Here is a 22,558-nt window from a genome sequence, read left to right as displayed (position 1 = left end):
CTTGTTGTTGTGAGGAATCAACCGTGTTTGATCGCAATGGTCTTCAAGGTGGTAAAGCCCAGCAGCGCCTCGAAGCCTTTTTCCCGTCCATACCCGCTGGCCTTCACGCCGCCGAATGGCAATTCAACTCCGCCACCGGCGCCATAGTTATTGATGAACACCTGGCCACAACGCAGGGTGCGCGCCAGGCGCATTTGCCGTGCGCCATCGCGGGTCCACACGCCGGCCACCAGGCCGAACTCGGTGCCGTTGGCCAGGCGAATCGCTTCGGCTTCATCATCGAAGGGCATCACGGCCAGCACCGGGCCGAACACTTCCTGTTGCGCCAGGCGACTGTCAGGCGGCACATCGCGAAACAGCACCGCCTCCTGGAAATACCCGCCGCTGCCGGCCTCGGCCACCACCGTTCCGCGCGCGGCGACGGTGATCCCTTCCTGTTCGGCTTGACGAATAAACTCGCGCACCAGGCGCAGCTGCTTCTGATTGATCAGCGGGCCCATGTCCAGGTCCAGCGCCGAAGGCCCGGCGCGCAGTTCGCTGAAACGTTGGCTGAGGCGTGCGAGCAGGGTTTCGTAAATGCTGCGTTCCACCAGCAAACGGCTGCCGGCGGAGCAGGTTTGCCCGCAGTTCTGAATGATGGCGTTGACCAGCACCGGCAACGCTTCATCCAGGTCGGCATCGGCGAACACCAGTTGCGGCGACTTGCCGCCCAACTCCAGGGTGACCGGGCAGTGGCGTTCGGCAGCGGCTTTCGACACGGCAGTACCGGTGGCGGTGGAGCCGGTGAACGAAATGTGATCGATGCCCGGGTGTGCACACAACGCCGCGCCGGCTTCGTAGCCGTAACCGGTGACTACGTTGATCGCGCCGGCTGGAAAACCAACCTCGGCAGCGATTTCCGCCAGGCGCAGCAACGACAGGCTGGCATCTTCCGCCGGCTTGACCACGCACGCATTGCCCGCCGCCAACGAGGCGCCGACGCTGCGCCCGAAAATCTGCATCGGGTAATTCCACGGGATGATATGCCCGGTCACCCCGTGGGGTTCGCGCACCGTCAACACCGTGTAGCCGGCCTGGTACGGCAGGGTTTCGCCGTGCAGTTTGTCGGCGGCACCCGCGTAGTATTCGAAATAGCGGGCAAGGGCGGTGGCATCGGCGCGGGCGACTTTCAGCGCCTTGCCGGTGTCCCGCGCCTCGATCTGCGCCAGCTCTTCATGATGTTCCAGCACCGCCACGCCAAGCTTGGCCAGCAAACGGCTGCGTTCCATGGCAGACAACCGGCCCCACGGGCCGTCGAAGGTTTCGCCGAGTGCCAGGCGCGCCGCGCTGATCGCCGCCTCGATATCGGCGGCCGTGCCACGGGCGATGCTCGAATAGGTATCGCCAGTGCTGGGGTCGATCACCGGAATGTCTTCCAGCGAGGTCGACGCCAGCCATTGGTTGGCGATGTAATGTGCGTTGGTCATGTTCAGCTCCTGTTCCCTGCGACGCATTCGGCGATGGCGCGACCCACTTCGACAGTGCTGGCGCTGCCGCCCATTTCCCGGGTGCGCGGGCCTTCGGCAAGCACCGTTTCGATGGCGGACACGATGGCTGCCGCCGCTTCCTGGTAAAGCGGATCACCGTCGCTCAGGTGCTCGATCATCAGCGCGGCCGACCAGATCTGCCCGATGGGATTGGCGACACCGAGCCCGGCAATATCCGGCGCGGAACCGTGCACCGGCTCGAACAGCGACGGGTAGCGCCGCTCGGGATTGAGGTTGGCCGACGGCGCGATGCCGATGGTGCCGGTGCACGCCGGGCCGAGGTCGGAAAGGATGTCGCCGAACAGGTTGGAGGCCACCACCACATCGAACCAGTCGGGATGCTGCACGAAGTGCGCGCACAGAATGTCGATGTGGAACTTGGCGGTCTTCACGTCCGGGTAGCGCCGGGCAATTTCGTTAACCCGCTCGTCCCAGAACGGCATGGTGATCGAGATACCATTGGATTTGGTCGCCGCCACCAGGTTTTTCCGCGGCCGCTGTTGCGCCAGTTTGAAGGCGTAGTCCACCACGCGGTCCACGCCTTCGCGGGAGAAGATCGACTCCTGCACTGCGATTTCCCGCGCCGTGCCTTCCCACATGCGGCCGCCAACGCTGGAGTATTCGCCCTCGGTATTTTCCCGCACCACGATAAAGTCGATGTCCCCGGGCACGCGGCCGGCCAGCGGGCAGGGCACGCCGGGCATCAGGCGCACCGGGCGGATATTCACGTATTGATCGAACTGGCGGCGGATCTTCAGCAGCGACTCCCACACCGCAGTGTGGTCGGCAATGATGTCGGGCGCACCCACCGCGCCGAAGAAGATCGCGTCATGGCTGCCGATCTGTTCGGCCCAGTCGTCGGGCATCATCGTGCCGTGGGCCAGGTAGTGTTCGCTGCACCAGGCAAAGTGGTCGAAGTGAAAGTGAATACCGAAGCGCCGGCTGACAGCGTCCAGTACCCGCAGGCCTTCGGGCACCACTTCGCGGCCGATGCCGTCGCCGGGAATCACGGCGATGCGGTGGGTGGGGCGGGTGTGGGATTGGGACACGCCGTGTCTCCTGTCTTGTTTTTATAGGAAGGTCTGGCGGGGGCATTCTTGGCACAGCTGTGACAACAGGGGAATTGCTAATTGTGGAATCGGCCTTCGCAAAATTCGAAGGCCAAAGGTTTACGCAGGGTTGGCGCTCAGGTAGTCGAACAGTGCCAGGCTCGTCAGTGACGGCTGTTCCTTGCGCATGCACAGGTACATCTGCCGGTCGGCCCAGCTGTCGTCGATTTCGATAAAGCGCAAGGCCATCTCCTTGCGGAAGATCTGCACCGCGCCCTGTGGCAACACGCCCACACCCTGGCCGGCGGCGATCAAGCGGCACACTGCTTCGAAACTGCGCACCTGCACCCGCAGCCGCAACGGCATGCCGATCGCCGCGGCGGCCTCGGTAATCAACGGGGTGATGGCGGCGTTGTCTTCCAGGCCGACGAAGTCGTAGCCGAGCAAATCCTCGAAGCGCGCATGGCGCATTTTCAGTGGGTGGTCATTGGGCACGAGCAGGCACAGGCGGTCCTGGCAGTAGGGCTCGAACCGCAGCTCTTCGCTGGGGCGGGTGGTGACGATACCGACATCCGCCACGCCCTCGCGCACGGCCTGGAGGATCTCCCGGCTGCGCTCCTCGCGAATATCCAGGCGGATGCCCGGGTGCAAGGTGTTCCACTGGGTCAGTTGGCGCGGCAGTTCCTGGCTCATCGCCGAACTGTTGGCGTACAGGCAAACCCGGCCGGTGGCGCCCTTGGCGTAATCGGCGAGATCGGCGTGCATGCCGTCCACGGCCCGCAGGATCGATTGTGCATGCTGGGCCAATACTTCCCCGGCTGCCGTCGGTGAAACGCCGGTGGAGGTGCGGGTCAGCAGGGCGACCTTGAAGTGCTGCTCCAGCAGCGACAGGCGTCGGCTGGCGGCAGAGAGGGAGAGATGGGATTGCTCGGCCGCCCGGGACAGGTTGCCCAGCTTGACCGCCTTGAGGAACAGCTCGATGGAAGTGAGGTCGGGGGACATGCCGGGGTCCTTGTGCGCAGTGGTTGGGAAACTACGCAGTTGGCGTTCGGCTGTCCAATGTCCGGCAAACAACCCGGGTGCAGGCAGATCTGCTTTCTGTAGGAGCTGGCTTGCCTGCGATAGCATCACCGAGGTGCATCTGACACACCGAGGTGCCTGCATCGCAGGCAAGCCAGCTCCTACATTGACTAGGGTTAGAAGTCGATACTGGCCGACAGCTTGGCCACGCGCGGGTCACCTTGGGTCAGGTAGCCGCCGAGTGCCGATTCCCAGTACTTGGTATTGGCGACGTTCTCCACAGTGGCGCCGAGGGTGACGTCGCGCTGGTCCACCTTGAAGGTGTAGCGGGCGCCCACGTCGAAGCGGTTCCAGGCGGGCAGGCTGAGGTTGTTGGCCGCGTCGGCATATTGGCCGCCGGTGCGCAGCATCCGTCCGTTGACTGTCACGCCTTGCAGGCCTGGTACATCCCAGTCCACGCCGGCATTCAGTTGGAAGGTCGGTACGCCGATGGCGCGGTTGCCGTCGTTGGCGCCGTTCTGGGTGCCGTGGACTTCGGTGTGGATGATGGTTGCGCCGCCCAGCAGGCGCAGGCCGGCGATCGGTTCACCGAACACGTTGAGCTCAACGCCTTTGTTGACTTGCTCGCCCTGGCGAACATAGGTGGCGCTCAAGCCGTCGGCGCTGAGTTGTGAGTAACCGTCGGTTGGTTGCTCGATGCGATACACACCCAGGGTTGCGCCATAGGTGCCCATGTCGAGCTTGACCCCGGCTTCGGTCTGTTTCGAGCGCGCCGGGGCATAGGCCTGGCCGGCGTTGGTAATGGGTGCGGTGCCGGCGTTCTGAGGTGCGGTCGGGCCCTGGGCCAAGCCTTCGATATGGTTGGCATAGAACGACACGTGGTCCCACGGCTTGAACACCAGGCCGTACACCGGTGTGGTGATCGACTTGTCGTAATTGGCGTTACGTGGGCCCGACCCGTAGGCATACCCTTGGACCACCAGTTCCTGGCGGCGCAACCCGGCAGTCACCAGCAAGCGATCATCCATAAAGCCCAGGGTGTCCGAGACCGCTGCACTGCGGGCGAAGGTCTTGGCGGTGATGCCCGGATCGTTCAGGTCGCCGCCGACGAAACTGCCCTTGACCGGTTCGGCAACGTCCACCGGGTTATAGATATTGCTGGCGTGGCCGTTGAGGTCGAAGTCATAGGCGTTGCGCGTCTGGGCCCAGATTCCGGTCAACCCGAAGTTCAGTTTGTGGCTGACAGCGCCGGTCTGGAACTTGCCATTCAAGCCCGCCATCAGGCTGGTGTTGTCTTCCTGGTGGGCGATGCGCGAGCCGCTGACGGTGGCATTGCCCAGGGTGTCATTCAACGTGACCGAGGAGTAACGGCCAATCTCGTTGGTGTGCTTGGCGCCGCCTGCGATGTAGGCGGTCCAGTTGTCATTCAGGTCGTACTCGGCGCGCAACATGCCGAAAGTGTCTTCCAGGCTGCTGGTGCCCCAGCTCGGCGCGTAGTTGGTGTCGGCCGAAGGCGCGTTGGGGATATGGGTCAGGTTCTGGCCGAGCAACACGGTGTTGCGCCCGCCATTGATCTGCTGTTTCGAGTAGACAAAGTCTCCCGACAAACGCAGCGCATCACCGCGATAGTCCAGGCCAACCGCAAACAGCTTCGAACGCTGGCTCTCGTCATCGATCCCGGTGTCGCCTTCGCGCTGGGAAATATTCACCCGTGCGCCAAAACGATTGTCCTCGCCAAAACGTTGCCCGATATCCAGGTGCTCGCCGACCCGGCCATCGCTGCTGATGTCGGTGCTGAAACGCCGCAACGGCACATCATCGGCGCGCTTGGGTTGCAGGTTCACGCCGCCGCCAATCCCGGAACCGCCGGGCGTCACGCCATTGATAAAGGCGTTGGGGCCCTTGAACACTTCAACCCGCTCCAGGGCGTCGGTGGACATGATCTGGCGCGGCAGGATGCCGTACAGACCGTTGAACGAAATGTCATCGCCGTTCAGCGGCAGGCCACGGATCACAAAGGCCTGGGCCTGGTTCGCGTACCCCGACGCCTGGCGCACGGACGAATCGTTGAGCAGCACATCGCCGACGTTCTCGGCCTGCTGGTCACGGATCAATTTTTCGGTGTAGGAAGACATGCTGAAGGGCACGTCCATGATGTCCTGGTTGCCCAGCACCCCCAGTTGCCCGCCGCGGGCGACCTGGCCGCCGGCGTACACCGGGGGCAGGGCGTTGGGCGTGGCCGCGTCGGCGCTGATGGTGGTAGCGCCCAGTTCCAGAGCCTTGCCGTCCTGACTGTTGTTCGCATCCTGCGGGGTTTCTGGAGTGGCGGCGTGAGCGGCGAGGCTCAGGGAGCAGCAAAGGGCGAGCAGGGTAGGGCGAAACGGCACAGCCAAACGGGTGGAATTGGGCATGGTCGATCCTGACGGCGAACCGTCAATGTGAGGAAAAGGGCAACAACGTTGCGCGTCCTCGCTGCGCGGATACGACTCCGGTGCGAATGATAGTAATTGTCATTAATGTTCTGCAACAAGTTTGTGAGATTACTCTCTCCGTATACGTAGGCCATTTCGGTTAAATCGCCGCGCCGTGGCACAGGCCGAGTAGAATCACGCCCTGAAAGTGATTCTTGAGGTGTGGCAAGGTGGATTTACAGCAGGGGTTTGTCCTGACCCGGCATTGGCGCGACACCCCGGCGGGCACGGAGGTCAGCTTTTGGCTGGCTACCGATCAAGGCCCCAGGTTCGTGCGCTTGCCGGTGCAGACCTCCGTGATGTTCATCCCGCAAGCCCATCGCAAGCCCGCCGAGCTGCAGCTCAAGGGCGAGCGCGGTATCGAGTTGCGTGACCTGGCGCTCTGCGACTTCCACCATCGCCCGGTGCTGGGCCTCTACACCAAACAGCATCGCCAATTGATGGACCTGGAAAAGCGCCTGCGTCGAGCCGGCATCGACGTCTACGAAGGCGATGTGCGCCCGCCCGATCGCTACATGATGGAGCGCTTCATCACCGCGCCGGTGTTGTTCGGCGGCAAAGCGGGCGAGGGCGGCATGCTGGTGGAGGCGCAGATGAAACCCGCGCCGGATTATCGCCCGCCACTCAAGCTGGTGTCGCTGGACATCGAGACCACCGCCCAGGGCGACCTGTATTCCATCGCCCTGGAAGGTTGCGGCGAGCGCCAGGTGTACATGCTCGGCCCGCCCAACAACACCGATGCGGTGGCCTTCAAGCTCGACTACTGCGACACCCGCGCCGAACTCCTCGAACGCCTGAATGTGTGGCTCGCCACCCATGACCCCGACGCGATCATCGGCTGGAACCTGGTGCAGTTCGACCTGCGCGTGCTGCACGAACATGCGCAACGCCTGAACGTGCCGCTGCTGCTGGGCCGTGGCGGCGATGCCATGGGCTGGCGCGAGCACGGCAGCCGCAATCACTACTTCGCGGCAGCGGCCGGGCGGTTGATCATCGATGGCATCGAAGCCTTGCGCTCGGCCACCTGGAGTTTCGAATCCTTCAGCCTGGAAAACGTCGCCCAGACCTTGCTCGGTGAAGGTAAATCGATCTCCACGCCGTACCAGCGCATGGACGAAATCAACCGCATGTTCGCCGAGGACAAGCCCGCGCTGGCACGCTACAACCTCAAGGACTGCGAGCTGGTCACGCGGATTTTCGAGAAGACCGAGCTGCTGAAATTCCTCCTCGAACGAGCCAGCGTCACCGGCTTGCCGGCAGACCGCAACGGCGGTTCGGTGGCAGCGTTCACGCACCTGTACATGCCGCTGATGCACCGCCAGGGTTTCGTCGCGCCGAACCTGGGAGACAAACCACCCCAGGCCAGCCCCGGCGGGTTTGTCATGGATTCGCGCCCGGGCCTCTACGAGTCGGTGCTGGTGCTTGACTACAAAAGCCTCTACCCGTCGATCATCCGCAGCTTTCTGATCGACCCGGTGGGCCTGATCGAAGGCCTGCGTCACCCCGAAGACAGCGAGTCGGTGGAAGGCTTTCGCGGTGCGCGGTTTTCCCGCACCCGGCATTGCCTGCCGTCGATTGTCGCGCGGGTTTCCGAGGGCCGCGAAGTGGCCAAGCGCGAACACAACGCGCCGCTGTCCCAAGCGCTGAAGATCATCATGAACGCCTTCTACGGCGTACTCGGATCCAGTGGTTGCCGCTTCTTCGACACGCGACTGGCATCGTCCATCACCCTGCGCGGCCACCAGATCATGCGCCAGACCCGCGAGCTGGTCGAAGCCCGGGGTTATGAGGTGATCTACGGCGATACCGACTCGACTTTTGTCTGGCTCGGCAGCCCCCATTCCCAGGAAGACGCGACGCGCATCGGCCTGGACCTGGTGCAGCACGTCAACACCTGGTGGCGCGAGCGCCTGCAGAATGAGTTCGGCCTGCAAAGCGCCCTGGAACTGCAATACGAAACCCACTTCAGCCGCTTCCTGATGCCGACCATTCGTGGTGCGGAAGAGGGCAGCAAAAAGCGCTACGCCGGGCTGGTCACCCGTGCCGACGGCAGCGAAGAAATGGTCTACAAGGGCCTGGAAACCGTACGCAGCGACTGGTCGCCCCTGGCCCGGCAATTCCAGCAGGAACTCTACCAGCGCATCTTCCACCGCCAGCCCCACCAGGATTATGTGCGCGACTACGTACGTCGCACCTTGAGCGGCGAGCTCGACGACCTGCTGATCTACCGCAAGCGCCTGCGCCGGCAACTGGGTGACTACGAGCGCAACGTACCGCCCCACGTGCGCGCCGCGCGGCTGGCCGACGAATACAACGACCGCCAGGGCCGCCCGCGCCAGTACCAGAACGGTGGCTGGATCAGCTACGTGATCAGCGTCAACGGCCCCGAGCCGCTGGAAGTGCGCCAGGCACCGATCGACTACGACCACTACGTCACCCGGCAACTGCAACCGGTGGCGGACGCGATCCTGCCGTTTGTAAACGATGACTTCGGCACCCTGGTGGGCGGCCAGATGGGCTTGTTCTGAAACGGCTTGCCTTGAGGTGGCGAGAGCCTGCAATCTTGGCCACTGACGACCACCATACAGCGCAGCCCTCCCATGACTGAAATCACCCTGACCGGCACCACGGTCGAACTCCGGCCCCTGCAACGCGAACACGCCACCGCCCTGGTACAGGCTGCTGCCGACGGGCAGTTGTGGAACCTCAAGGTGACCAACGTGCCGGGGCCCGACACCGTCGAAAAGTACGTGGACATTGCCCTGGCCGGGCGTGAGGCGGGCACCGTGATGCCGTTTGTCATCGTGCGCCGCGACACCGGTGAAGTGGTGGGCAGCACCCGGTTCTGGAAGGTCGACCGGGTCAACCGCAAGCTGGAGATCGGCCACACGTTTATCAGCCAGTCGGTGCAGAAATCCGGGGTCAACACCGAGGCCAAGCTGTTGCTGCTGACCCACGCGTTTGAAGTGATGGAGTGCGTGCGGGTGCAGTTCACCACCGATGAACTCAACGAAAAATCCCGGGCCGCGATCCTGCGCCTCGGCGCGGTACAGGAAGGGATCGTGCGCCACGAGCGCATCATGCCCGATGGCCGCAAGCGCAACTCGGTGCGCTTCAGCATCATTGATCCGGAATGGCCACAGGTGAAGGCGGGGTTGCAAGCCAGGCTGGCTCGCTAGGGCTTATGGCTCAGCTCTTCCACCAACTCATCCATCCGGTCGGCAATTTTCGGCGTGGTCGACAGCACAAAGCCTTTTTGCGTGCCCACATAGGTCTCGACGATGTACAGCGTGTCGCCCACATCCAGCCCCAGTTCCTGCAAGGCTTCGTCTGGCAGGCGGATGGCGCCGTCGCCGTCCCAGTCTTCGATCGTGACGCGTTTGCTGTGCATGATGGCTTCCCGTTGAACGAATGAACGGCCTAGCCTAACACCTCAATCCACTGCCAGGAGGCTTGGCACTGTGTACACCCTTTACGGAACCCAAGGCACCGGCTCGTGCATCATCGAAATTGCCCTGCAGCGTTGCGGTGTCGAGTGGTGCCAGGTCGACGCCTGCTCCTGGGAAGACCGCGTGGGCAACGAGGCGTTGGCGCGGATCAACCCGCTCAAGCAAATCCCCACCCTGAAACTGCCCAATGGCAGCGTGTTGACGGAAAGCGCGGCGATCCTGATTCACCTGGGCCTGCAGTTTCCCGCCTCAGGGCTGCTGCCCGAGGAGCCCGCCCAAGTCATTCGCGGCCTGGTGTACATCGCCGCCAACTGTTACTCGGCGATTGGCATCATCGACTATCCGGAACGCTGGACCGACAGCCTCGATGCGCAGCAGCATGAACAGCTGATCAGCGGCACCCGTCGCCGCCTGCATGGGGCCTGGGAAGTGTTTGCCGATCAATTTGCCGAGCAACTGTTCACCCCGGCGCAGGTTCCGAATGCACTGGCGATCATGGCTGCGGCGGTGTCGCGTTGGGCAGGCGGGCGGGACGCGCTGCACCAGTCGCGGCCAGAGTTTGCCCGGATGCTGGCGCAGGTGGATGCCCACCCAAACGTAGCGCCGGTATTTGCCCGGCATTGGCCGTCGTGAGCATCCGCAATCAAAAGAAACAATGAGGCGTAAGGTGGCTAAACGCCTTGCGTCGCGGGCGTCCTGACCTACGCTTTCTGAAGTTGTTGTAGGAATCATCCTTGAATTTGACTGTCGCAGACATGAAACTCAAGAACCCTGCATGGAATTCAAAGGAGGTGTGCATGCTCATCCGGTCGCTGACCCTGGCTACCCTGATGGCTTTTACGGGGCCGCTGTTGGCCGCAGATGATCTCAATCCGCTCAAGCAGGACCTGGGCAAGTCCCGTCCGTTGGTGGTGGTGGAGCTCGACTCCGGCAACCCGACGTTGGCCACCCTCAAGAAACAGCTGGACGAGCCTGCCAACAAGCAGTCCTTTGAAGAGCGCAACATGGTGCTGTACACCGTGTCCTTTGGCAGCATCGGCGCTGAAGGCGAGAAGTTCGCCAAGGACGCGAAGGACAACAAGAAGCTCGCACCGCCGGAAACCAACGCGCTGATCCGCGCACTCAAGCTGGGCGCCGGCAGTGGTACCAAGGTGATCCTGGTGGGCAAGGACGGCGAGAAAAAACTCGAGAAGACCGTGCCACCCGACACCCTCAGCCTGGCGGATTTCTTCAGCGCGATTGATCAGATGCCCCAGGCTGAAAAGGACCTTGCCGCCCCGGCCGAACCTGAGCCCGCTGCCCCTGCAGCAGGCAAGCCTGGCGCCAAGGCGGGCAAAAACACCAAGCATCCAGCGCCACAACCGGCACTGGATGATTGAGCGTTTTTCTGTAGGAGCTGGCTTGCCTGCGATAGCATCACCTCGGTAATTCAGGCACACCGCGGTGATGCCACGCAGCCTCGCTAAAGCTCGACAGCTCCCACATCACGCCTCAAGCTCCAGGCTTTTCACCGGCCACCGCCGGTGCCTTGCGCACCGGGAACGGGAAGTAGAAAAACCGCAGGAAGGCCACCCGCTTGATCACCTCGCCGATCATCAACGGCACCACCACCGCCACCACCAGCCCGATAAACGCCGCCGCCACATCCGGCAGGCCCAGGTGCTGCAGGAGGGCAATGGTCTTGTGCTGGATCTCGCCGTGGAAAATCAACAGGATCAGTGTCGACTGGCCGATGTAGGTCATGGCGCGGGTCAATACCGCGGAGGTCATCATCAACCCGGCCAGCGCCCAGCAGACGTACACACCGATCACCGCCAGTGCACTGGTCCAGAACCAATGGTCATAGCGCCGTTGGGCCAGGTCCATGGTGTCCCAGGTCGGGATGAAAATCGCGAAGTACACCACCAGCGCCACCACCATGCTCAGCAGTGAGCTCTGGTGTTTGCGCAGCACGTCCCGCAGCAGATAACCGAGGATGAAATAGGTACTGCTGATCAACGTGACATCCAGGCTGAAGGGCAGCCCCGGCATCGTCCAGGTCTGGCCGCCGACGGTGATCGGTACCTGCCAGAACCAGTCCAGGGTCCAGACCCCCAGCAGCAACTGCACGCCCACCACCACGCAACTCCACACCAGGGACAGGCCCAGGCGTTGCATCAGCCGCAGCATCACCCAGGCAAACAGTATCGCCGCCCAGAAGTGTGGCAAGAACCACAAGGCCTGCCAGGGCAGGGTATCCACCGAGGCGTACAGCACGCCGCCAATGTCGGGCAGCAGCGGTTGGCCGCGCAGGATGTCGCGCACCAATACGTACACCAGCATCGTGGTGAAGAACGGCTTGAGCAGGGCATCGGCCTTGCGCACCGCCATTTCAACGAACGGCTGCTCGGGCTTGAAGAACACCCCGGAGAGGAAAAAGAACAGCGGCAGGATGAAGACCGCGAGTATCGGGTACAGCAGGTTCGGGGAATGCTCCACGAACCAGCCATGCCCGAACACGATGATCAGGATGCCAATGCCCTTGGCAATATCCATTTGAATCCAGCGTTTTTTCACCTGACTGCTCCCACTCTATAAATCTGCCTTGCGCCACGGCTTGAGCCACAGGCCCATGCCCAGCAACACCACGGCCCCCGCCAGGGTGCTCAACCCCAGCTGAAGCCAAATACCTTGAACCCGAAACAACACCAACGCCGCCAAGCCCATCACCAGCCCACTCAGCAACCAGTGCCCCTTCCAGGGCAGGGCGCCGAGCAAGGCCTGGCGTTGCATCAGCAGCAACGCCGTGCACAGCACGCCGGCGAGGGCGGCCAGCGGGATACCCGCCAGGCCAAACACAAACGGCAGCACACCCAGCAGCAACACGTTCACCAGGCTGCCCAGCAACTCGCAACGCAGCGGCTGGCGGGTGTCGCCGGCGGCATAGGCATAACGCGCCAGCAGGGCGTTCCAGGCGCCGAACACCAGCGGCACGGCAAACCAGGCCAGCAACAGCGGCAACGGCGAATCCACCGACTGCTTCGGCAGCAGCAACGCCACCAGGCTCGGCGCCGCCGCCACCAGGCCGACGCCTGCGGGCAAGGTCAGCAGGCTGGCGGTTTCCAGGCCACGCTTGAGCAGGGCCAGGCGCTCGTCGCCCTGGCGCCGGCTCATCATGCCCAGCAGCACCTGGTTGAGGCTCATCAGGGCAATCAACGGCAAGTTCATCAGCTTGCGGGCCAGGTTGACCCAGGTCACCGCACCTTCACCCAGCAAGGACGCCACCAGCCGTTCAATCAGCGCCAAACCCTGGCTGGCACCGTTGCTTAAAAGCAGCGGGCCTATGCGTGCGCCCAGCTCGCGCAATTCCAATGTCGAAGCCCGCAGCCGCCACGGCCGCCAGCCCAGGCGCAGCATCGACGGCAACAGCGCCAGGGGCATCAGCAGGCTGCCGGTGAGGCAGGCCAACGCCAGCGAGTGCGGTTGCGTGGCGGTGCCGGCGAGGGCGAGGTAGGTCACCGGCGGCAGGTTGAACAGCAACGAGCCGAGCCCCGCGACCACAAAGCGCTCGCTGGCCTGCAGCGGAATACTGAACAGCGCATGCAGCATCAGCCCCGGCACACTCCAGGCGAGAATCTGCAAGTTGCTGCTGGCGAGGCTGGTGGCCGTCGCCGCCAGCCCCGGGCCGAGCAGCTGCACCAGCCATGGCGCCAGCAACGTCAGCAGCAGGCTGGTCACCAGGGCGATCAGCAACAGCGCCGGGAACAACACCGCCAGCCAGTCCAGGCGCTCGCCGTCCTTGCGTTGCAGGTACAGCGGCAGGGCGGCGGCACTCAGCACACCCCCGGCCAGGGACATGCGCAACGCTTCGGGCAAGAACAGCGCGATCAGGAACGCATCGCTGCGCTCGCCCGCACCCCACGCCGCCACCAGCAACCACTCACGGGCAAACCCGAGGCACAGCCCCAGCAAGGTTGCCAGGGTCAACCAGAACGCCGATCCGAGCATGCCTAGGGCCCGACGCTATTGAACACAGGCTTGCGATGCGCCACGGTCTTGACCTTTGGCAGACGCGCCGGAAACAGCCGCCGCGCCTCCAGCACGTTGATCCCCACCATCAGCCAGAACAGCGCAATCATCACCAGGGCGAAGCTGAAGTAGTGGTCAAAAAAGCCGCTGACCAGCGCCGACAGAATCCCCGCCGTGCTGCCCAGCCAGATCGCATTGTCCTTGGTCAGGCGGATCGGGCCGATTTCCGGACGGGACTCGCGCCACCAGCGCCAGGTCACTGCGATAAACAGCAGCATGCTGATCACCCCGGTCTTGTAGACGAAATTCAGCCACAGGTTGGAAATCCCCAGCAGGTGCGTACCCGGCACCGGAGGGTCAACCTTGAAGCCAATGCCCAGCGGGTAACTGGCCACGGCCTGGGGGAACATGCGGTATTCGTCAAAGCGCACTTCCGTACTCGCGTTCTGCGCCGAAAAGATCGTCGCCAGGCGTTCCTGCAGCGGTGGATACGACACTACCAGCGCCGCCGCCAACGCCACGCCGATCATCAGCAAACGCCCGGTGTACGGCACCCGCCGCGACGCCATCCAGATCAGCACCAGCGCCAGGCTGACCATCGCCCCCCGGCTGCTGGCCAACAGCAGGGCCGCCGCACCCAGGCAGGCAACGCCCAGGCCGAGACCGCGTTTCCAGCCGGTGTTGGTGATGCCATAGCAGAACGCCAATGGCAGCAGCAGCGCCATGATCCCGCCGGTGGCATTCGGGTGCATCCATGGCGAACCCATCCGCGAGGCCATGGCACCCAGGCCCAGGGACAGGGTGTCGAGGCTGCCGTAGTTCATCAGGGTCAGGATCGGCAACATGCCCGAGGCCGAGCGCGAGCGGATAAATACACCGATGGACATCACCAGCATCGCCAGTGTGCCCAGCAACAAGGCGATCACCAGGGCTTCGCGGTTCTTCTGTTCAACCAGCAGCTTGGCGGCGAGGAACAGCACCGACAGGTTCAGCAGCCAACGCAACCAGTTCGCCACGCCGCTGGCCTCGGCGGTGATGCTGACCTGGCCGACGATAAACGGCACCACTGTGAAGATCATCAGCCACATCAACATGCGGTCGGTAGGGCGCCGCGACAGCGGTGGGGCGGCCGGCAGGCGCGAGAGGAAACCGTGCCAGATCACCGCCGCCCAGGTCAGGGCGATCAGCGCCTCACTGACCGTACTGCGAATCCCCAGGTTGAGGGTGGAGTAGGGCATGAACGTCGCCACCAGGGCGAACAGCAGCAGTCCCCAGAACGGGAACCGCAGAATCGTCACGGCAGCGGCCAGGCCGATCACTGCCAGCACGGCCTTGACCGGGGAAAGAAACAGGATCAACCCACCAAACAGCAGGCCGAAGACGATGGCGACGAGGCTACCCAGTGAGATTCTCAATTCAATTCCTCGATCAGTTCGGCCAGGCGCCGACGGTAGGCCTGGTGGTTGAAGCGTTCGGCCCAGCTGCGTAACTGTTCAGGTGGTTGTTCGACGGGTTGGTCGGCCAGGTGCAGCATCAATTGCACCAGCGCCGCGCCGTCCGTGGGTGAAAACCGCGGTGCCAGCGGCGGGGTGATTTCGTCCAGCGAGGTACCGCTGGCCACCGCCACCGGAGTGCCGACGCTCAGGGCTTCGATCACCGGCAAGCCAAAGCCTTCCGCGTAGGAAGGCTGCCACAGGCGCAAGGCCTTGCGGTAGAGCCCGTGCAATTCAGCGTCGGATACGCCGCTCAAGGCGCGTATCCCCGGGTAGTTGCGTTGTGCTTCGGGCAAATGCTCCAGGCTGCCCACCAGCACCAGTTCCGGCACGCTCGGCGACTGGCTGCGCGCTTGCTGCCAGGCGTCCACCAGGAACGGCACGTTCTTGCGCAATTCCCGGGTACCCACCAGCAGCCAGTAGCGCTCGGGCAGTTGCCGGGCCGAGAGGTCCGCCGGCAGTCCGACAAAACCCACCACCTGGTTGGGCAACACGCGAATCTTGCCTGCCGCCTTGGGAAACAGCCGCGCGGTTTCGTCGGCACTGTACTGCGAAGGCGTCCACACCCGGTCTGCCGTGTGCACCGCATAGGTGATCGACAGCCGATCACTGGCCTTGTAGATCAGCGCCTTCAGGCGGTTGGCGTGATAGTTGTCCAGGGTGATCTGAAACAGGTCATGCAGCAGCACCACGGTGCGCAGGCCCTGGGGTTTGGGCGGCAGCGGCAGGCCCATATTGAAGGTGCTGATGTACACATCGATGTGCTCATTGCGCAGCGCCTTGGGCAGGTAGCCCGCCTCGAAACGCAGGCGCTGGTGCGGCTGGTGCATGGCGGTCTTGGCGCAGCCCCAGTCCGGGCAATGCACGTTCAGGCGCAGCTCATCCCCCAGCGGCGCGACGCTGAAGCGTTCGAGCTCGATGCCGGGCAGGGTGCGCAGGGCATCTTCCAGGGCGTACACCTGGCGACTGATGCCTGATTGCGGCGAGGTGCCGACGGTGCGGTAATCGAGGCCTATGCGCATGCCGGCTCCTTTTGGCTCTGGGGCGACAGTTGCGCGTACACCTGCTCCAGCTGGCTGGCGGCGACGCTCCAGTCATGGGCACGGCGCACATAGGCGCGACCGGCTTCGCCCATGGGAGCAGCGACTTCAGGCTGTTGCAGCAGGCGCACCACGGCGTCGGCCAGGCTTTCAGCGGTCTGGCCGCCGAGGTAATCCAGGCCTTCCACCAGGTCCAGGCCGGACACGCCCTGGTCGGTACTCGCCAGCGGCAGGCCGGCGGCCAGGGCTTCAAGCACCTTGAGCTTGGAGCCGCCGCCATGGCGCAACGGCGCCAGAAACACCGAGCAACTCGATTGCAGGGCCAGCAGGTTGGGGACAAAACCCTGCCATTCGATGCGTCCGTCCTTCCAGCGTTCGCGCCAGCTTTCCGGCATGCCGAAACCGCAGACGCTCATGCGTGCGTCGGGGCAGCGGGCCCACACTTTCGGCAGGATCTCATCCAGTGCCCACTCGATGGCATCGACGTTGGGCGCGTATTCGTAGTTGCCCAGAAACAGCACGCGGCGGGTCGTCGGGTCGGGTCGGGCAGCAGCGAAGTGCGCGCAATCCACCCCGTTGACCACCACCGGTACCGGCTTGCCGGCAATATGCGCCAGGGTCTGGGCGTCGGCGTCGGTCACGGCGACCACTTGCGCGGCCTGGCGCATCACCCGGTGCTCCCAGCGGCCGTAGCGCCATTGATCGTAGCGTATGAACGGCAACGCCCAGCCGGGCAGGCGGTCGTAAGTCGCGGCGCCGAGGGACGATTCGACATTGTGCTCGGTCAGCACAAACGGCTGGGAGCGACGGGCCAATGCAGCTTCGTAAGGCTGGAAGGTGTAGGTATGTTCGATCTGCACCACGTCCCAATGCTCGGTCAGCAAGCGCTCGAAGGTGTCCTGCAGTTCACCCGACAGGCCATTCACACTGGCCAGCAACGGGTACGGCGCAAACAGCCCGGCCAGCAGGGTCTTCAGGCTGCGCAGCGGGCGGCGGGGGAGGATGATCACCTGTTCCAGAAAGGCTTCCAGCACCTGGCGATCCGTCAGCGATACCGCATGTTTGTCATGCAGCAGCAAGGTGATCCGATGCCCGCGCGCAGCCAGGCTGCGCAGCAAATGAAACTGGCGCGTCTTGCCGCCGCTGGTAGCGGGCCAAGGCGAGTAGGGCAGGATCCAGAGGATGCGCATGGGTGGCTTCAATCCCATAACAGAATTTGCAGGTTCGGCTTGACCGGTACGTCCAGTCCATTGGTGCCACTCAACGGTGTTTCGGTGCCGCGCAACGGGTCATACAAGGTGGCGGTGGTCATGCCCGGCAAGTGCGCGCTGCCGCCACGGGCCGACCAGAAGAACCACACCTTGCGCCCGTCGGCACGGGACCAGCCGATGCTGAACAGGCCATCGGGCAACTGATCGGCGGTGGGTGGGTCGCCGGGGGTCAATTTGGGCCCGCTCACCTGCAGGAAATTCTGCAGCGCGGTGTACGACGGCTTGGGGTTGGCGTCGATGTCGAGCAAGCCATAACTCTGGTCGCGCACGCTGGCGCGCTGGTCCAGGTCGCTCAGGGTGAACAGGAAGATCTTGTCGAAATCCAGCGCGCTCATCAGCGCGACGCGGCGCACGATGTAGTCGGCCTGGCCCTGGGTGGTGATGAAGTCCTGCACCTCTTTCGGGCCTTTGTAGGTCGACCAGCCCCACTCTGTGCTCCACAGGGTATTCACCCCGGCCGCCCGCAGTTTCTGGTTGAGGGCGCTGGTTTTTTCGACAAAGTCGAGGTTCGACGGCGTGTTGCCTTCGGGCAATTGGGTGTAGGGGTGATAGGACATGATGGTATTCAGGCTCGGCACGCCCAGTTGCAGCAGCCCGTCGAGCATGTTCTGGCCGTTGGGCATTTCGCTGAAGAATGCCATGCCGGCGGCCACCACCGGTTTGTTCGGGTTCACCACCCGCAACGCGGCGGCGGTGACTTGCAACAGGTTCGCATAGCCGGCCGGGTCGGCGGCGGGGCGCCAGAACCCCAGCAGGTTCGGTTCGTTCCACACCTGCCACGCATCTACGCTGGGGTATCGCTGTTCAAGCAATGCCATGCGGTTGGCGAAGATATTCGGGTCCTTGGGCGGGAACTGGTCCTGGTACGGCGAGGAGGCGGGCGCGGTGGTGGCGAACTTCGCCGAGCCCACCAGGTAGAACACCGACTTGATCTGGTTCTGCTGCAGCTTGTTCACCAGTTCGTCGAGGGTCGCGACGTTGTACTGGTTCTCGGCGGTTTCCAGCTGGTCCCAGTGCAGGTCCAGGCGCACCCACTCCAGGCCCAGGGCCTTGAGGCGGTCGATCTGCTTCTGATAACGCTCGGGGCTGAACCACAGGAACTGCGCGTTCACCCCCAGGAAGTCCTTCCACACGACCTCTTTGCTGCCCTTGAGCACATGGCTCTCGGCATCGGCCGGGCGGCCCCAGAGAAAGGCGGTCAAACCCAGCGCAGCGACGACTGCGAGGGTAGCGAGGTAAGTCCGTTTACGCGCCATGGTTGCCTCCTGCAACGGTTTGCTCAAACAGGCTCGCGAACTTCTGCGCGGTCACTGGCCACAACCGTTCGCGGCCTATGGCGGCGGCGCGTGCGGCCCAGTCCGTGGCCATGTGCGGGTTGCGTGCGAGCCGCAGCAGTTGTTCGCTCAAGGCGGCTACATCGCCTTGTGGATAGATGGCGCCATTGCCGCTGGCGACTTCCTCGGCAAACGCCCTGGCATCGGAGGTGATCGCGCCGCGCCCGCAGGCGGCAGCCCAGGACAATGCGCCGCTGGTGCCGCGCTGGCGGCCCAGCAGGCCGAGCTTTTTCGATTCGCGATACGGCAGCACCATCACATGGTGCGCCTGGATCGTCTGCGGGATCTCGCTGGCCGGCAAATTCAGCCGCCAGTCGATGGAGCCTGCCAGGCCGAGTTCGGCAATCTGGCTGTTCAACTGCTCCAGGTAATTGCCGCCTGTGCCAAACGCCATTTCGGCGGCAGTGCCACCGGCCAGGGTCAGGCGCACACGGTCACGCAATTCGGGGGCTTTTTCGAAGGCGGCGGCCAGGGCCTGCAACAGGTCTTCGATGCCTTTGCCACGGTAGATAAAACCGAAATACAACAGGTGCAGCGTGTCCAGCGGCGGCAAGGCCACCGGCGGGATATCCAGGTTGGCGTGGTTGATCACCGCCACCTTGCCCGCGGGCAATTGCATCCGCGCCGTCAGGCAGTCGGCGCCCAGGCGGGTGAGGGTCACCAGCCGGGTCAGGCCCTGGGCGACGTGACGTTCTTCGCGCAGGGTCAAGGGATCGGCCAGCACCACTGCCGCCTGGGGCAATGGGCTGGGCAAGGATTCCAGCAGGTTCAGCGGAAAGGGCAATTGCTCGCGCCGCCAGACCATGCGTTCCGGGTCATGCACCGTGGCGGTCAACGGCAGGGCGGGGTAGGCCTTGCGCAATTCGCGCAGGGCCAGGAACTCCCCCAGCCGCCCACCGCCCAGCTCGGCGTGGACCAGGTCAACACCCTGCCAGTCGAAACCGGCAATGGCTTGCTTGATCGCCGCCGTGCTGCCGACCACGCCCGTCAAGGGCGTAGCCACCTCGACGCCCAGTTGCTCCAGTGCCGTCTTGAAGTGGTTCGCGTAGTCGGCGATCCCGTTCTTTTCCGGCGGCAGGGGAGCGAGCAGGGCGATGCGCATCAGAACGAACCCCGGTATTTGGCGATGGTTTTCAGCACCTTGACCGGTACCTCGAACTTGCGGCGGTTGATGATAATGCCATCGACCTTGCCGAACGCCGTGGTGAGGATCGACAGTGCGTGTTCCACCACCGGTACCGTGCTTTTTTGCGCTTCCACTACCAGCGCAATCAGGTCGGCACGGCGCAGGTTGATGAACGCATCACGATTGTCCAGCAGCGCCGAAGCATCCAGCAGTACCACCTGGCCCGGAATCGCCGGCTCAACCCCGCCGATCCGCACCCGCACGCCGTTCTCTTCCAGCAACTGGCGCAACTGCTCGACGATAAAGCTCACGCCTTCACCGTGCCGTGCCGAGGTCAGCCCCAGGGTCAGGCCCTGTTCGGCAATACGCTCCAGCGGCAGCAACCCATACAGGCGATAGATGCTCGCGTTGAAGGCGTTGGTGCTTTGCGCGGTGCTGGTGTCCAACTCCGGCAGCGTGGTCCACAGCGGCAGGCCGAATTTGCCCTCCACCAGGCCGCCGTCGTGGATCCGTTGATCCAGCAGGTAGCACAGGTAGATCACCAGCAAGCCGACCACGATGGAGAACGGGATCGCCAGCAGCAGCATCAGCAGGGTTTTCGGGAAGACGCGCCCAGGGTTCAGGGTAGCTTCTTCGATCACCGCGATGTTACTGATCTGGCTCTTGTCCAGTTCGCGGTCGATCCGCGATTTTTCCAGGCTGTCGACATACAGCGCGTAGTTTTTCTCGGTGCCGTTCAACTCACGGGCCAGGCGCGCCAGTTCCGGCTCGATGGCCAGGGCGTCCTTGCGCTGGGCTTCCAGTTCAGTCAGTTGCTTCTGCTGTTGCACCAACTGTGTACGCAGCGACTGGTTGCGGCTGGTCTCATCCAGCAGTACCCGTTGCAGGTGGATTTCCAGGGTGTTCGGCGCGCGGTTCTCGGAGCTTTGCACCGTGTCGCTTTCACCGGCGACCTGGGCCTGCATGGCACGGATCGAAGCGTCCAGGGCTTTGACCGGCGGCGCGTTATCCGTATAGGTACGCATCATGTCGGCTTTTTCCAGGAGCTTCTGGTTCAGCAGGCGGCGCAAGTCTTGTTGCTGCGGGTTCAACGCGATCTGGCGAACCGTGGTCACCTCTTTGGGCTGGCCCTTGAGTTGGTCACGGGTGCTCTGCAACGCCACGTCGGAGGAAGCGATCAGCCGAGTGGAGTTGAACACCTCGCCACGCAGCACGTTGATCCGCTCGGACAAGTCTTCCAGGCGATCGGTGATGCTCGAGGCGCCGATGTCGTTCAAGTGCGCGAGGATCTGCTCCTTGTAGCTCTTGATCTGCGCAGCGCTGGAAGACACCTGGCCTTCATAGAACGCATACAGGCTCTTGCGGCCCAACGCCTGGGTGCGCTCGTCGATGTAGGTCTCGACCCAATCCTTGACCACCGCCTGGGCGATTTGCGGGTCATCCCAGCGGAAGCTGATGTCCATCACCGTAGAGCCGATGGCGTGGGTCACTTCGAAGTTTTTCTCCAGGCTTTTCGCCAGGCGTTCCACCGGGGTGGTTTCTTCGACGATGCCAACGGTTTCCAGCACCACTCGCACACCGTCAAATACGGCACTGATGCCTTTCTTGACGTACCACTTGGTGCGCTTCCACACGCCTTCCGGCGGCTGCATCTTGTCCATCACGTCCAGGTAATGCTCGGCCACTGCACGCACGATAGGGCGGCCGGTCAGCAGGCGCTCTTCGTCGACAATCGGGTCGCGCTGGGTGCTCGGCATGACGATTGGCTGACGGTTGTCGACCTCGATCGGCATCGTCGAGTCACGGCCTGGTTTTACCAGCAATCGCGCGGTGGATTCATACTTGGCCGGCAGCAGGAACGCCCCCAGCAAAATGATCACCAGCGCGGCAATCGCCGCCAGTTTGAACTCGTGCTTGAAGATGAAGAACAGACGCAGAAGATCACGAAAAGAACGGATCTCGATCATGGGATGTCGCTCCTTTAGTGGTTCGTGGTGTAGCTGTAGCCCACACCAATGGATTTGGTGAAGGGAATCAGCTGGTTCAGGTAAGTGTCCACGCCTTGGATCCGTTCGCCGACGTTGGACTTGGGTACAAACACCACGTCACCGCGTTGCAGCGCCACGGGCTTGCGGCCCAGTGCGCCGTTCTTCAGGTACTGGCTGAAATCGAGGAAGTAGGCGTGGTAGACGCCTTGGCCATCTTCACGCAGCAGGGCGACCATGCTCGCGTTGCCCACCGAGCTCACGCCGCCGGCACCGAGAATCGCCTGCTCCATGGTCGGGGCCGTGGCGATGGAGACAGCCGACGGGTTTAATACCGCGCCGCCGACGATCACCGTGTTGCCCGGCGCCTGGTTGATGTTCACCGTCACCCGAGGCTCGCGATACACCGGTGCGAGTTTCTGGCTCAGCTCGGCGGCGACTTCCGCCGGCGTGCGCCGCGCCACCTGGATCGGCCCCAGGAAGGGATAGTTGATCTTGCCGTCGTTCTGCACGGTGTACAGCGTCAGCTCGTAAATCGTGCTGACGTTGAACGCCGACAGGGTTGGCATTTCCCCGGCATCGCGGACAATCCGCAACTGGTCGCCGATGCGGATCCGCTCCACCGCCGGTGGCAGTTGGGCCATGCGATCGAGGGCCTGCTTGCCCTCGTCCACCGTCTTGCCATCGGGCGCGACGATCCGCGCGGGCGTATTGCAGGCGGCCAATGCCATCATGGCCAGGACGAGCAAGGTTCGTTTCATCAAAGGGGTCTTCCTGTAGGTCATG

18 protein-coding genes are annotated in these 22,558 nt (G+C 63.5%); 4 read left to right on the top strand and 14 right to left on the bottom strand.

Annotated elements, in window-relative coordinates:
• Positions 1-17 precede the first annotated feature (17 nt).
• The 4 genes from A462_RS18395 to A462_RS18410 all read right to left on the bottom strand — a co-directional run bounded on the left by A462_RS18395 (position 18) and on the right by A462_RS18410 (position 6,006).
• A complete protein-coding gene (locus tag A462_RS18395) occupies positions 18-1,466 on the bottom strand; it encodes an aldehyde dehydrogenase family protein (protein ID WP_008434577.1) in 1,449 nt (482 codons plus the stop codon).
• A gap of 2 nt (positions 1,467-1,468) precedes the next feature.
• Positions 1,469-2,575: a tartrate dehydrogenase gene (locus A462_RS18400; protein ID WP_008434576.1), complete on the bottom strand. Its 1,107-nt coding sequence runs from the start codon at positions 2,573-2,575 to the stop codon at positions 1,469-1,471.
• Positions 2,576-2,695: 120 nt separating this feature from the next.
• Positions 2,696-3,577, bottom strand: a complete 882-nt coding sequence (locus A462_RS18405) for a LysR family transcriptional regulator (protein ID WP_003208237.1) — start codon at positions 3,575-3,577, stop codon at positions 2,696-2,698.
• 194 nt (positions 3,578-3,771) lie between these two features.
• Positions 3,772-6,006, bottom strand: coding sequence for a TonB-dependent receptor (locus A462_RS18410; protein WP_008434575.1), 2,235 nt, complete (start codon positions 6,004-6,006; stop codon positions 3,772-3,774).
• A gap of 230 nt (positions 6,007-6,236) precedes the next feature.
• On the opposite strand from A462_RS18410, the gene A462_RS18415 reads away from it, so the two are divergent.
• Together A462_RS18415 and A462_RS18420 are read left to right on the top strand one after the other, a co-directional pair.
• Positions 6,237-8,594 (top strand): DNA polymerase II, encoded by a 2,358-nt coding sequence (locus A462_RS18415; RefSeq protein ID WP_008434574.1) that lies wholly within the window; start codon positions 6,237-6,239, stop codon positions 8,592-8,594.
• A gap of 72 nt (positions 8,595-8,666) precedes the next feature.
• Positions 8,667-9,245 (top strand): GNAT family N-acetyltransferase, encoded by a 579-nt coding sequence (locus A462_RS18420; RefSeq protein ID WP_008434573.1) that lies wholly within the window; start codon positions 8,667-8,669, stop codon positions 9,243-9,245.
• On the opposite strand, the gene A462_RS18425 is transcribed toward A462_RS18420, so the two are convergent.
• A complete protein-coding gene (locus A462_RS18425) occupies positions 9,242-9,457 on the bottom strand; it encodes an AbrB/MazE/SpoVT family DNA-binding domain-containing protein (RefSeq protein ID WP_003208231.1) in 216 nt (71 codons plus the stop codon). The two genes, A462_RS18420 and A462_RS18425, sit on opposite strands and share 4 nt — an antisense overlap.
• Positions 9,458-9,527: 70 nt before the next feature.
• Between A462_RS18425 and A462_RS18430 the strand changes: the two genes are divergently transcribed.
• Together A462_RS18430 and A462_RS18435 are read left to right on the top strand one after the other, a co-directional pair.
• On the top strand, positions 9,528-10,148 hold the full coding sequence (locus A462_RS18430) for a glutathione S-transferase N-terminal domain-containing protein (RefSeq protein ID WP_008434572.1): 621 nt from the start codon (positions 9,528-9,530) through the stop codon (positions 10,146-10,148).
• Between the two features lie 164 nt (positions 10,149-10,312).
• Complete coding sequence (locus tag A462_RS18435) at positions 10,313-10,894, top strand: DUF4174 domain-containing protein (RefSeq protein WP_003208227.1); 582 nt, start codon at positions 10,313-10,315, stop codon at positions 10,892-10,894.
• A gap of 112 nt (positions 10,895-11,006) precedes the next feature.
• Here the strand turns inward: A462_RS18435 and A462_RS18440 are convergent, their stop codons facing one another.
• The 9 genes from A462_RS18440 to A462_RS18480 are packed head-to-tail and all read right to left on the bottom strand — an operon-like array spanning position 11,007 to position 22,533.
• Positions 11,007-12,071 carry an acyltransferase family protein gene (locus A462_RS18440; protein WP_157222838.1) on the bottom strand — a complete coding sequence of 355 codons (1,065 nt, stop codon included), beginning with the start codon at positions 12,069-12,071 and terminating at the stop codon, positions 11,007-11,009.
• Positions 12,072-12,086: 15 nt separating this feature from the next.
• Positions 12,087-13,502, bottom strand: a complete 1,416-nt coding sequence (gene murJ / locus A462_RS18445; protein WP_003208222.1) for a murein biosynthesis integral membrane protein MurJ — start codon at positions 13,500-13,502, stop codon at positions 12,087-12,089.
• A 2-nt stretch (positions 13,503-13,504) separates the two neighbouring features.
• Positions 13,505-14,932 (bottom strand): O-antigen ligase family protein, encoded by a 1,428-nt coding sequence (locus A462_RS18450; protein WP_032899307.1) that lies wholly within the window; start codon positions 14,930-14,932, stop codon positions 13,505-13,507.
• A 2-nt stretch (positions 14,933-14,934) separates the two neighbouring features.
• On the bottom strand, positions 14,935-16,038 hold the full coding sequence (locus tag A462_RS18455; RefSeq protein WP_008434566.1) for a glycosyltransferase family 4 protein: 1,104 nt from the start codon (positions 16,036-16,038) through the stop codon (positions 14,935-14,937).
• The gene (locus tag A462_RS18460; RefSeq protein WP_008434564.1) at positions 16,029-17,246 is read right to left on the bottom strand and encodes a glycosyltransferase family 4 protein; all 1,218 of its coding nucleotides are present in this window, start codon (positions 17,244-17,246) and stop codon (positions 16,029-16,031) included. Before A462_RS18460 ends, A462_RS18455 begins: the two co-directional genes overlap by 10 nt.
• A gap of 8 nt (positions 17,247-17,254) precedes the next feature.
• Positions 17,255-18,583 carry a GH39 family glycosyl hydrolase gene (locus A462_RS18465; protein ID WP_008434562.1) on the bottom strand — a complete coding sequence of 443 codons (1,329 nt, stop codon included), beginning with the start codon at positions 18,581-18,583 and terminating at the stop codon, positions 17,255-17,257.
• Entirely contained in the window at positions 18,573-19,763 is a 1,191-nt protein-coding gene (locus A462_RS18470) for a glycosyltransferase (RefSeq protein ID WP_003208215.1), read from the bottom strand. The genes A462_RS18465 and A462_RS18470 overlap by 11 nt, the downstream gene beginning before the upstream one ends.
• Positions 19,763-21,754: a GumC family protein gene (locus A462_RS18475; RefSeq protein ID WP_003208213.1), complete on the bottom strand. Its 1,992-nt coding sequence runs from the start codon at positions 21,752-21,754 to the stop codon at positions 19,763-19,765. Before A462_RS18475 ends, A462_RS18470 begins: the two co-directional genes overlap by 1 nt.
• Before the next feature lie 14 nt (positions 21,755-21,768).
• On the bottom strand, positions 21,769-22,533 hold the full coding sequence (locus A462_RS18480) for a polysaccharide biosynthesis/export family protein (protein ID WP_008434559.1): 765 nt from the start codon (positions 22,531-22,533) through the stop codon (positions 21,769-21,771).
• Positions 22,534-22,558 lie beyond the last annotated feature (25 nt).

Source organism: Pseudomonas sp. Ag1 (genome assembly GCF_000278565.1).
Taxonomy (GTDB): Bacteria; Pseudomonadota; Gammaproteobacteria; order Pseudomonadales; family Pseudomonadaceae; genus Aquipseudomonas.
This window is presented reverse-complemented; position numbering and strand designations above follow the sequence as displayed.